10 protein-coding genes and 1 tRNA gene are annotated in these 11,369 nt (G+C 55.9%); 6 read left to right on the top strand and 5 right to left on the bottom strand.

Annotation, left to right across the window (positions count from 1 at the left end; translation table 11 throughout):
• Positions 1-84 precede the first annotated feature (84 nt).
• Together MWU39_RS03735 and MWU39_RS03730 are read left to right on the top strand one after the other, a co-directional pair.
• Positions 85-234, top strand: coding sequence for a hypothetical protein (locus MWU39_RS03735; protein WP_247158635.1), 150 nt, complete (start codon positions 85-87; stop codon positions 232-234).
• A gap of 247 nt (positions 235-481) precedes the next feature.
• Positions 482-3,808, top strand: a complete 3,327-nt coding sequence (locus MWU39_RS03730; RefSeq protein WP_247158634.1) for an FG-GAP-like repeat-containing protein — start codon at positions 482-484, stop codon at positions 3,806-3,808.
• A gap of 54 nt (positions 3,809-3,862) precedes the next feature.
• On the opposite strand, the gene MWU39_RS03725 is transcribed toward MWU39_RS03730, so the two are convergent.
• Positions 3,863-3,952 (bottom strand) — tRNA-Ser (locus MWU39_RS03725).
• Positions 3,953-4,176: 224 nt separating this feature from the next.
• On the opposite strand from MWU39_RS03725, the gene hspQ reads away from it, so the two are divergent.
• Complete coding sequence (gene hspQ / locus MWU39_RS03720) at positions 4,177-4,557, top strand: heat shock protein HspQ (RefSeq protein ID WP_247158633.1); 381 nt, start codon at positions 4,177-4,179, stop codon at positions 4,555-4,557.
• 7 nt (positions 4,558-4,564) lie between these two features.
• Here the strand turns inward: hspQ and MWU39_RS03715 are convergent, their stop codons facing one another.
• On the bottom strand, positions 4,565-5,464 hold the full coding sequence (locus MWU39_RS03715) for an ABC transporter permease (RefSeq protein WP_247158632.1): 900 nt from the start codon (positions 5,462-5,464) through the stop codon (positions 4,565-4,567).
• Positions 5,465-5,556: 92 nt separating this feature from the next.
• Here MWU39_RS03715 and MWU39_RS03710 point away from each other — a divergent pair, with 92 nt between their 5' ends.
• The 3 genes from MWU39_RS03710 to MWU39_RS03700 all read left to right on the top strand — a co-directional run bounded on the left by MWU39_RS03710 (position 5,557) and on the right by MWU39_RS03700 (position 7,835).
• On the top strand, positions 5,557-6,249 hold the full coding sequence (locus MWU39_RS03710) for a GcrA family cell cycle regulator (RefSeq protein WP_247158631.1): 693 nt from the start codon (positions 5,557-5,559) through the stop codon (positions 6,247-6,249).
• A gap of 100 nt (positions 6,250-6,349) precedes the next feature.
• Positions 6,350-6,874: a DUF1993 domain-containing protein gene (locus tag MWU39_RS03705; RefSeq protein WP_247158630.1), complete on the top strand. Its 525-nt coding sequence runs from the start codon at positions 6,350-6,352 to the stop codon at positions 6,872-6,874.
• A gap of 1 nt (position 6,875) precedes the next feature.
• The gene (locus MWU39_RS03700; protein ID WP_247158629.1) at positions 6,876-7,835 is read left to right on the top strand and encodes a DUF481 domain-containing protein; all 960 of its coding nucleotides are present in this window, start codon (positions 6,876-6,878) and stop codon (positions 7,833-7,835) included.
• A gap of 2 nt (positions 7,836-7,837) precedes the next feature.
• Here the strand turns inward: MWU39_RS03700 and MWU39_RS03695 are convergent, their stop codons facing one another.
• The 3 genes from MWU39_RS03695 to rpsO form a co-directional block, all read right to left on the bottom strand.
• Positions 7,838-8,521 carry a spermidine synthase gene (locus MWU39_RS03695; protein WP_247158628.1) on the bottom strand — a complete coding sequence of 228 codons (684 nt, stop codon included), beginning with the start codon at positions 8,519-8,521 and terminating at the stop codon, positions 7,838-7,840.
• 95 nt (positions 8,522-8,616) lie between these two features.
• Positions 8,617-10,917 (bottom strand): polyribonucleotide nucleotidyltransferase, encoded by a 2,301-nt coding sequence (pnp, locus tag MWU39_RS03690; protein ID WP_247158627.1) that lies wholly within the window; start codon positions 10,915-10,917, stop codon positions 8,617-8,619.
• A gap of 175 nt (positions 10,918-11,092) precedes the next feature.
• Positions 11,093-11,362, bottom strand: coding sequence for a 30S ribosomal protein S15 (gene rpsO, locus MWU39_RS03685; RefSeq protein WP_247158626.1), 270 nt, complete (start codon positions 11,360-11,362; stop codon positions 11,093-11,095).
• Positions 11,363-11,369 lie beyond the last annotated feature (7 nt).

The following is an 11,369-nucleotide window of genomic DNA, read 5'->3' as shown; positions in this document are numbered from 1 at the left end:
TTGGCTTCCGCCGCCTATATAATTGCATTGAAAAATTCGCCATGATAGACGCGTGATAAGTGCACTACTCTTGGGGGAATTACTATGCCTAACCATAATAACGAAGTGTCTGTAAAAAAAGCGGAATGGTCAAAACCACAATTGGTCGAGCTCGATTCTAACCTTTCTGATATCGAAAACGGCTTCGCTCCCGGCGTTGATGGCGCTGGCGGCGCCAGCACTTCTCTTAGCTAACCTCTAGGGGAAGGATTGCGCGAGAGATTTTAAGTCTTTTGCATATCCTGCTTTCTGTACACTTTTGAATGAATGGATCGGACTGCTCTGCGGTCGGACTGTATTTATGCGCGTTGTAGACCGCTACTGACGCCTAACTTGCATCAAAAATCGACCTTTCCGTCCATTCGGTCTATTCCGATCTTGTTGGGCGCGAGGTCATGGGGTTCAGTGGGCTGTAGATGATTGATCTTCGAGGAACGCAGCAATGACGGGGCCCGCGTTTGCCCAGCGTTTTGGACATACCTTTCTCGAACGCAACGGACGCCTCATTCTAAGCGGCTTGGTGATGGCCGTTTTGGTCGCCATTTTTTGGACCGGATCTCGCTACCCTGCCCTCAATGAAAAGGCGCTCATGGGCGGTGACACGCCGATGTCTGGGCTCGCGTTCGACATTGTCCTCGATATCTTTCCGAATAGCCCTGTTTGGTGGGAATTCACCGCCAACGTGGCGAACTGGATCGTTACGAATTGGAAGGGGATGACTTTCGGCGTCCTGTTCGGGGCTGCGCTGCTCACGCTGCTTTCCGTTGTTAAGCGCCGCTCGTTCAAAAATGGCTTCGCCAATGCTGCGCTGGGCGCTGCGATCGGTGCACCGCTAGGTGTGTGCGTGAATTGCGCAGCGCCGATTGCATTGGGACTACATGTCGGGCGAATGCGGCTTGAGACCACTCTTGCGGCGTTGATTGCATCACCGACCCTAAACGTGATCGTTGTGGGAATGAGTTTTGCCTTGTTGCCGATGCATGTGGCGGCGACAAAACTGTTGCTGTCCCTCACCATGATCCTGCTTATTGTACCGCTTCTCTGCAGGTACTGGCTCAAGGATGAAACCGCAGCGAGCGGCGACAACATCGCGAACCTCGCCAAAGTATCCGAAGCGCGCGGCCTTTCGGGTTGGATTGCCAAAGCCCTCACACCGCAGCAATTGGATGCTGGTGCACAAAGTGTGACTGAAGCGCTGCTTTGGTATGCGCGCGCTTTCGGCCGCAACCTGTTTTTCATTGGCATCATCACGGTTCCGATGATGTTTCTTGCCGCATTGCTAGCAGCAGCGATTGCAACTGGCCTAGACACTGGAGCGCTCGCATCCAGCCTTCCGACTAGCGGTGTCGTGATGATTCTGCTGGCGATGATCGTATTGGCAATTTTCGCCACCTTTGCGCCTGCCCCTATCGCTCTGGATGTTATCCTGACAGCGGTCTTGCTTGGGATTGGATTAAGCACGGAATACGCGACGGTGCTCGTAATCGCGCTTGGTACGTTTAGCATCTACGCGTTCTTGGTGCTTTGGCGCGCTGTTTCCATGAAGACGGCAGCAACGATATTCGTTGCCACAATCGCTCTTGCTGTGGTTGGCGGAGTCATCGCGAAAGCCACCGCAAAGTATGAGCAAGCATATGATTTCGAACGCACCGAAAACTATCTGCTGGCTGCCCCGAAGCCTATCCTTGCTCCGGTGCCAAGCCTGCCTGATGCTCCGTCAATTGAAGCTATCGCTCCACTGATCGAAGCTCAGCAGGTCAATCGTCGCCTGCTGGATTTGCGAGCAACCACCGACCGATCCAGTGCAATCAAGGTATATGGGATCGAAACGCCGGACGCAGCCAGTGATGGACGTCTCAACACGATTCCAGAAAATGATTCCGGCGAGGTTTTCACAAGGGTATCCGGCCAAAACATTGGACTGGAAGAGCTCGGGGTGAACACCCCGCTGCGTGAACTCGCGCCGGAGATACTGCTGGGAGGGATCGCTGCGGGCGACATCCATGGAGACGGGTGGATTGATGTTGTGACCCGTCGTCCAACCGGGACGACCGGGCTGTCAATCTACGCCAACATTGGAGGCCGTTTCCAACGTCAAGATGTGGAGCTCGGCGGCGTCATGGCTTCGGAAGTCCTGAACGTAGCGCTCGCCGATCTCGATAATGACATGCAGCTTGATTTGGTCGTCTCGACCAAAGGCGACGGCGTTTTCGTTTTCTTCAATGAAAACGGCTCGTTCGATGTTCAGAACCAAATCCGCTTCGCAATCGATCCGTATGGTCTCGTAATGTCGTTTTCTTTTGCAGATATGGATGCTGATGGGGATCTCGACATTATTCTTGGCAGATGGGCCCATGGATCGGGACGCGAGGGATGGTCACGTTACATCGCCGACGTTTCCGCCAACCAGATTGCATGGAACGAAGGCGAGCGCATATTTTCCATCGCGGATCTCGCTGGAAGCGGGGGCCAAACGCTGGCAACTCTGGTCAGCGACTTTGATGGCGACGGCCAGCTTGATCTTTTGAAAGGTGATGATGTCGCGTTCACAGACCAACTTATCTCATTTTCAAACGGTCGGAAAACCGAACCCTTTTCCAAGTCAAACCAGCCCTTCCCCTATTTTATGCGAACATCGATGAGCTTCGATGTTGGCGATTACAACAATGATCTTCGCCGCGATTATTATGGCGGACAGATATCGAACCCGGCGACCTCATCGCGCGACACCCGAATTGGAAACGGCAAACTTCTTGAGGTTTGCCAACAATTCGGGCGCGACAATGATTGGAATCTGTCGCAAGTCCGCGCCTGTGCAGCTGAGCTGAAATCGGTCGATCAGGTTCGCGGCGGTGAAGGTGTGATTGGTCATGACGATTGCGGAATTACACAGAGGCTGACCGACACAACGTTTTGCTTTGCAATGAAGTATCAATTCATGTTGCTGCACGGGTCACGATCGCGCGGCGATTTTGACGCGGCGACGGCAATCCGCAAATGCAAAGCTGCGTTTGCACGCCTCCCGCAGTTTCTCAGCTGGTGCGATTCCCATGGTCTCCCGGTAAGCGAGATGCTTTCCAGCGAGAAACTGCTTGAAACTCACGCACCGGGGATCGCTGCCCGCAACATCCTGATGACAGCCACAGCCGAAGGCCTGTTTGAAGACGTTGCGCAGGCGCAAAATGTGCATACTCCCGGATGGACATGGAACAGTCGTTTCGCTGATCTTGATCAGGATGGGTGGCAGGATCTTTTTGTCACCACCGGTTCGTGGTTATCCGCCAGCACATCGACGACAAATGTGATGTATCACAACAATTCAGGCCGGTTCGCTGACGCAACCAACAGGTTCGGCCTCTACGACGTCGTCCCATCTTACAGCTACGTGCTCTTCGACTTTGATCGCGACAATGACATCGACATAATCCGCGATGCCAGTTCTTCGAGGATGATCGTTCATCGCAACGATCGCCCAAGAGGAAAGGCGCTCTGGGTCAGGCTTCGGGATAAAAAGGGCAGCAGCTATGGCGTAGGCGCCACGGTATACCTTTGCACCAGCGGTGCTGCGAAGGTTGAGCCAAAAAGCTGTCAGATGCGCGATATCAAAGCGAGCGGTGGCTATCAGTCTTTTGACCCGATCGGCGCCCATTTCGGCCTTAGGAACCCCGCCGCGATCAGTCTCATCGAAGTGCATTGGGCAGATGGCGAAGTGACGACCCTCAATCCTGAGGGTCTAACGCCTGGCGAGATAGAGATTTGGCGCGATTGAGCGATCTACACTGATAAGATCGGCGATCTTTCATACCCAGATCAGATCATGAAATGGCGGAGAGACAGGGATTCGAACCCTGGGTACCCGTAAGGGCACAGTAGTTTTCGAGACTACCCCGTTCGACCACTCCGGCATCTCTCCGTGTTTCTGCGTGCATGTCACAGCATAGTGACAGGCCATCAGCGGTCCCTGTTTCAAGCATGTACCCGGTCGATGGGCTGTATTCACTGCTTAAGGGAGCGAGGCGGTTAGCGCAGCTTGTGCCCCTTGCCAAGGCCTCTTCGCAGACAAAAATCGGGCATATCTTGGCGCGAGCCCGAAAGCCTGCTTGTTTTGCGGATGCGAAGGTCCATATTCTTGGGACTATGGAACGTTCTGAGTTCTTCTCCACCCAAGCTGGTCGTACGATCAATGCGCCGCGCCAAACTCGCACCCGTTTTGGGATTGGCGAGGTTGTGCGCCACCGCATTTTCGATTTTCGCGGGGTTGTGTTCGATATCGACCCGGTCTTCGCCAATAGCGAGGAATGGTATCAATCCATTCCGGAAGATATGCGCCCTGCCCGTGATCAGCCATACTATCATCTCCTCGCGGAAAACGAGGATGAGAGCTACGTCGCCTATGTCAGTCAGGGAAACCTGCTGTCGGACATGGAAGGTGGGCCGGTTGATCACCCGACCGTGCCGCAGCTGTTCGAACAGTTTAAAGACGGTCGCTACCGGATGCGCAGATCACTCACGCATTGATCGAGAGTTAGCTTTTCAGTTTCCAACCTGAACGCAGCACCAGATAGACAGCAATTGCCATCGCCAGATTGAAAAGGGCAATGCCGATGGCTGCCGCAAAGACTGCACTGCCATCTCCAATATCGCTTTCGCCTAGAAAACCGTACCGAAACCCCGAAATTACGTAGAAAAACGGGTTCGCTCGGCTGATCGCCTGAAATGTCGGTGCGAGGTTGTCGATCACGTAAAACGTGCCTGATAACAGAGAAAGCGGCGCGATCACAAAGTTTGAAATCGCGGCGTTGTGATCGAACTTTTCAGACCAGATCGATGTTGCAAGGCCGAGAAGCGCGAGCATTACCGAACCCATCAGGCCAAACCAAACAACCGCCCAAAGATGCTCGATCGAAAGGCTGACATCCGGCCAAAGCGCCATGGCAAGGGCGACAGTGCAGCCTACGGCAAGCGCACGGGTAATGGCGGCCATGACAATTCCGCTCATCAACTCACCCGGCGAGAGCGGCGGCATCAACAAATCAATGATGGTGCCCTGGATCTTACCGGACAGCAGCGAGAAGGATGAATTCGCAAATGCATTTTGCATCATGCCCATCACAATCAGGCCCGGAGCCACAAAGCTGGCGAACGGCACACCCAGCACTTCACGCCCTCCACGGCCAAGAGCGACGGTGAAAATGACCAAAAACAGCAGTGTTGTTACAGCCGGAGCCCAAATCGTTTGGGTCTGCACCTTGAGAAACCGCCTTACCTCCTTCATATAGAGGGCGAACAAGCCAACGCGATTGATGCCGGTAATCACTGGCTCGCCGCGGGCAGGAAACCGGATGCTCCCGCCGGTTGTATTCGAACCGGGGGTGATGTCCTGATCGGGGCCTTCTGACGAGGTGTGAGACGCTTGCTTTTGCATGGCTTCGCCGAGTAGGGCTTTGACTATGACCTGACAAGACACCGCTTCGATAGAATCGGTGGCTGACAGACACGAGAACGGAATAGAGATTTATGAGCTGGACTGACGAGCGCATCGCAACGCTCCAGAAGTTGTGGGAAGGCGGCAGCACTGCCAGCCAGATCGCAGAAGAACTCGGCGGCGTTAGCCGCAACGCTGTGATCGGCAAAGCACACCGCTTGGGCCTGAAGTCGCGCCCTTCCCCGGTGAAAGCCAACGAGAAGAAGAAAGCGGCCAAGAAGGCCGCGCCTAAGGCTGCTGCGCCAAAGAAGGCGGCCGCAAAGCCTGCTGCGAAGCCGGCAGCAAAGGCTGCGCCTGCAAGACCGGCTCCGGCCACTGCAGCGGCACCTTCACCGGCAAAGAACGACGGTTCGCCTTCACAGCCCGTCCCTAACCCGACCCCTGATCTTCCAAAGATCGTATCGGTTGGCCCGGGTGGCTTTCTGCGTCAGGGACCCGGCGATCAGCAACCGCCGATCCCGCCAGCACCGCCGCGCCGTCTTGTACCGGCGAAACCAAGCCCGGAGATTGCCGACAAAACGAGTCTGCTCGATCTGTCAGACAAGGTTTGCCGCTGGCCAATGGGCCACCCCGGCGAACCGGACTTTCATTTTTGCGGGACCCCGGTGAACCCTGGCTTCCCATACTGCGTCGAACATTGCGGCCGCGCCTATCAGGCACAGCTCCCGCGCGGTGCCCGCCGACCCCCACCACCTCTGCCATTTGGCGGCCCACGGGTCCGCTAAAGCATACGACCAAAACGATTTTACAAGGCCCGCCGGTTTCCATCGGCGGGCCTTTTGCTAATAAGCGATCAAGTCTCATCCGATTTCAGGAGTTTACCCGATGCCGCTATCCCTGCACGCCGCCTATGTGCCCAGCGCTTTGCAAATGCTTGGCACTGCAGATCACCTTTTGAACACAGTTGAGCAATGGTGTGCAGATCAAGGCCGCGATCACTCAGAGGTGATCGGCGCCAAGCTGATCGATGACATGCTGCCGTTCTGCTATCAGGTTAAGTGCGTGGCCGAACACACAGCCGGGTCGATCCTGGCCGTGCGCGAAGGCATTTATAGCCCGGATCTGAACCCACCCCCAACAACGTTCGAGGATCTGCGAGCCAAACTGCAAAGTGCACGCGACGTGATCGGTGAGTTAACCGAAGAAGAAATGGAAAGCTGGATCGGGCGCGATATGCGGTTTGAATTCAAGGACCGCGGCATGGATTTCACGGTCGAGGATTTCCTGCTGAGCTTTAGCCAACCGAACTTTTATTTCCACGCCAGCACCGCTTATGGAATCGCCCGTATGCTGGGCGTCCCTATTGGGAAGACTGATTTTATGGGCGCCGTACGCATCAAGAAGGTTTGATATGACCCGGAATACCGCATTTGCATCGGCTCTCGCCGCAGTCACTCTATTCGCTTTGCCAACAAGCGCGCTCGCCGACATTCCCGATCCGGTTCGCGCGATGATCGATGCCGCGATTGCAGGCGGTGATGAAACCAAGATCCGCACCGTGATCGAACTCGCACGGGAAACCAATCCCGATGATGCGGCGGAGATCGACGCTATCCTCGCCAATTACGAAGCGGATTTGGCTGTCGCGGCCAAGGCAGCGGAAGCGGAAAAGATCGAAGCGATCCGCAATGCAGGCATTTTTGAGAATTGGAGCGGGAAAGGCGAGCTTGGCGGCTTTCGTTCGACGGGTAACACATCGAACACGGGCGTTACCGCTATCCTCTCGATGAAACGCGAGGGCATCGATTGGACGCACAAGATTAACGCCCGCGCCGATTATCAGGAAAATGAAGGCGTCGCGAACAGAGAGCGCTTCCTCGCGAGCTATGAGCCGAACTACAACGTTTCGGATCGGCTGTTTATCTTTGGCCTCGCTCAGTATGAACGGGACCGCTTTCAAGGGATCTCATCGCGCTATGCGGTTTCAGGCGGTCTTGGCTATCAAATCATTGACCAGCCTTCGCTGAAGCTGTCAGCAAAGGCCGGTCCGGCATTTCGCGTCACAGACTTTGTAGACGGGCGAAGCGAAAGCCAGATCGCTGCGCTGTTTGGGGTGGATTTCGACTGGGACATCACCGATCGGCTTACGTTGACCCACGATACCAATGCAGTTGCAGAAGCGGGCGGTGCAGCGACTGTGATCATCGATTCAAGCAACACGAGCATTGATCTCGTTACCGGTCTGAATGCAAAGATCAGCAACAGCCTCACTGCACGCCTCTCCTATGCATATGAGTATGACAGCAATCCGCCGCCGGGCGCGGTCGGAACGGATACGCTAAGCAGGGTAACGCTGATTTACGGCTTCTGAGCCTAGCGCTTTTTTGCGAACCAGATTGTGTGGCGCGGCCCTTTGTTGTTGGGCCGCGCGCGCACTTCGCGCATTTCTGTGTCGAAGCCTGCATCGATCAGGCGGTTCGTAAATTTGTGATCAATCGCAGCAGACCAAACCGAAAGCACACCGCCGGGTTTCAGCGCGTCGCGTGCTTTGCCCAGACCTGTCTTCGAATAGAGGCGATTGTTGTGATCACGCACGATCCCGTCGGGGCCGTTGTCGACATCGAGCATGATCGCGTCATACTTATCGCACGTGCCATCATTGGCATCGTCGATTAGAGCCGAGACATCACATATCCGTATGTCCCCACGCGGATCGTCCAGCGTATCTCCGGTTAGATGCGCCAGAGGTCCCGCAGCCCATTCCAGTATCTCCGGTACGATCTCGGCCACGCGCACCTCTGCCTTGGCAGGTACATTCGAGAGCGCGGCGCGGTAGGTGAAGCCCATACCATATCCGCCGATTAGGACACGCGGTACGGCGACATTCAGCTCCGCCAACGTCAATTCGGCCAATTGCTCTTCCGAGAACTGCATGCGCGTCCCCATCAGCTCATCCCGGCCCAGCATGATGATAAAATCACTGCCATGGCTGACGAGAGCCAATTGCTCTTCCCCGCCGGGAATATCAGCAGTGGCCAGTGTTTCGCGCGGTAGCATGGTGTGTTCTCTTTCTTCGTTTCCTCGCCGCCCTAAACAAAAGAGGGGCTGCAGGCGAACCCGCAGCCCCTCTTTATTGCCTTAGCGAAGGAGGATTAGTCCTTCAGGAAGTCGGGCATCGACGCTGGGCCATCATTGCCACCGCCGTTGTCGCCGCCTTTGTCTCCGCCATCGCGGCGCGGACCGCGACCACGGCCTCCGCCACCATCACGGCGCGGACCACGGCCACCGCCGCGTCCGCCTTTGTCACCGCGCGGTTCGCGTGGTGGGCGGGTGTCTTCCAGCTCTTCGCCGGTCTCTTGGTCAACAACTCGCATCGACAGACGGACTTTGCCGCGCTGGTCGATTTCGAGAACCTTGACCTTCACTTCCTGACCTTCGGAAACGACGTCCGTCGGCTTTTCAACACGCTCGTTCTTCATTTCGGACACGTGGACGAGACCGTCCTTGCCGCCCATGAAGTTCACGAATGCGCCGAAATCGACGATGTTAACGACTTTGCCGTTGTAGATCTTGCCGACTTCGGCTTCTTCAACGATGCCTTCGATCCAGGCCCGTGCAGCTGCGATTTCATCAGCGTTCGAAGACGAGATCTTGATCGTGCCTTCGTCGTCAATATCAACCTTGGCGCCGGTTTCAGCGACGATCTCACGGATGACTTTGCCACCCGTTCCGATGATGTCGCGGATCTTCGACTTGTCGATCTGCATGGTTTCGATGCGCGGAGCGTGCTTGGAAACTTCGCCGCGCGACGCGCCGAGAGCTTCGGTCATTTTGCCCAGGATGTGCGCACGGCCGGCTTTCGCCTGCTCAAGCGCTTGGGTCATGATTTCCTGCGTGATGCCGGCAACCTTGATGTCCATCTGCAGCGAGGTGATGCCTTCTTCCGAACCGGCGACTTTAAAGTCCATGTCACCAAGGTGATCTTCATCACCCAGAATGTCGGAAAGAACAGTGAAGTCGCTGCCTTCAAGGATCAGACCCATCGCGATACCCGAAACTGGACGCTTCAGCGGAACGCCTGCATCCATCATCGAAAGCGAGCCGCCGCACACTGTTGCCATCGAAGACGAGCCGTTGGACTCGGTGATGTCTGAGAGCATACGAATAGTGTAAGGGAAGTCCTCAACAGTCGGCAGAACCGGACGGAGCGCGCGGAAAGCGAGCTTACCATGGCCGGTTTCGCGGCGGCTGGTGAAACCAAAGCGGCCCACTTCGCCAACCGAATATGGCGGGAAGTTATAGTGCAGCATGAAATTGCTGTACGACAGGCCTTCCAGACCATCGATCATTTGCTCGGCATCTTTGGTACCGAGCGTGGTGGTGCAGATCGCCTGCGTTTCACCGCGGGTGAACAGCGCCGAACCGTGGGTGCGTGGAAGCAAACCAACCATCGCCTCGATCGGGCGAACTTCGTCAGTCTTACGGCCATCGATACGCTGGCCATCCTTTAGGATAGCCTTGCGAACGATGTCGCTTTCCAGCTTCTTCACGAGCTTGAGACGGCCCATATATTCTGCCGGATCGCTCTCAGCGAGATCAGAATAGTGATCGCGGGCCTTTTCACGGGCCGCGTTCACAGCATCCTGACGGGCAGATTTGTCGGTGATCTTGTAAGCAGCAGCCAGATCGTCACCGATTACGCCGCGCAGCTCTTCGAGAGTTGCGGTTTTGTCTTCGACAGGGGCGAGTTCCCATGGGTCTTTCGCAGCCTGTTCAGCGAGATCGATGATCGCGCCGATGACTTTGCGGCTTTCTTCGTGAGCGAACAACACAGCGCCGAGCATTTGCTCTTCGGTGAGTTCTTTCGCCTCGGATTCAACCATCATCACGGCGTCTTGCGTTGCAGCGACTACGAGGTCGAGATTGCCGTCTTCACCCAGCGCGTCGGTGACGGTCGGGTTGAGGACATATTCGCCTTCGTTGTTGTAGCCGACGCGAGCTGCGCCGATTGGGCCCATGAATGGCAGACCGGAAATGGTCAGCGCAGCCGATGCCGCGATCATCGCAACGATATCTGGCTCGGTTTCGCCATCGTAAGACAGAACCTGACAGATGACGTTGATTTCGTTGTAGAACCCTTCCGGGAACAGCGGCCGGCACGGACGGTCGATCAGACGCGATGTCAGCGTCTCTTTTTCGGTCGCGCGGCCTTCACGCTTGAAGAAGCCACCCGGGATACGGCCAGCTGCAGAGAATTTTTCTTGGTAGTGAACGGTGAGCGGGAAGAAATCCTGCCCTTCTTTCACGGATTTGGCGGCGGTTACTGCGCACAGCACCACGGTTTCGCCATAGGTGGCCAGAACGGCGCCGTCTGCTTGACGGGCGATCTGTCCTGTTTCGAGGGTGAGGGTCTTTCCGCCCCACTCCAGCGATACGGTTTTCTTGTCGAACATGTATTTTCCTTTTGAACCCGCCTGCCACATTGCAATGCGGGGCCTACTTGTGCCGGGGATACCGTCCCGGTCCGGTGCGGGGCTGTCTTTCTGTGCCCCTGAAGTCACCAGCCGGATGCTTGTGACCCCCAATGCGAAAAAGGCGGCCCCGAAGGAGCCGCCTTTCACGAAACTCTTATTTACGCAGACCCAGTTTCTGGATCAGGGCGTTGTACCGCTCGACGTCTTTCTTTTTCAGATAGGCGAGCAGGTTACGGCGCTTGTTGACCATCATCAGAAGGCCGCGGCGCGAATGGTTGTCTTTGTGGTTGCCTTTGAAGTGGTCAGTCAGGTTTTTGATACGCTCGGTAAGGATCGCAACCTGTACTTCGGGGCTGCCCGTGTCGCCTTTGGCTTGGGCATGTTCTTTGATAACTTCTTGCTTACGCTCGGGTGAAACCGACATAGTATTC

It is taken from the genome of Erythrobacter sp. F6033 (assembly GCF_023016005.1).
Lineage (GTDB): Bacteria > Pseudomonadota > Alphaproteobacteria > Sphingomonadales > Sphingomonadaceae > Erythrobacter.
The sequence above is the reverse complement of the archived record's forward strand: the minus strand, read 5'-3'. Positions and strand labels throughout refer to the sequence as shown.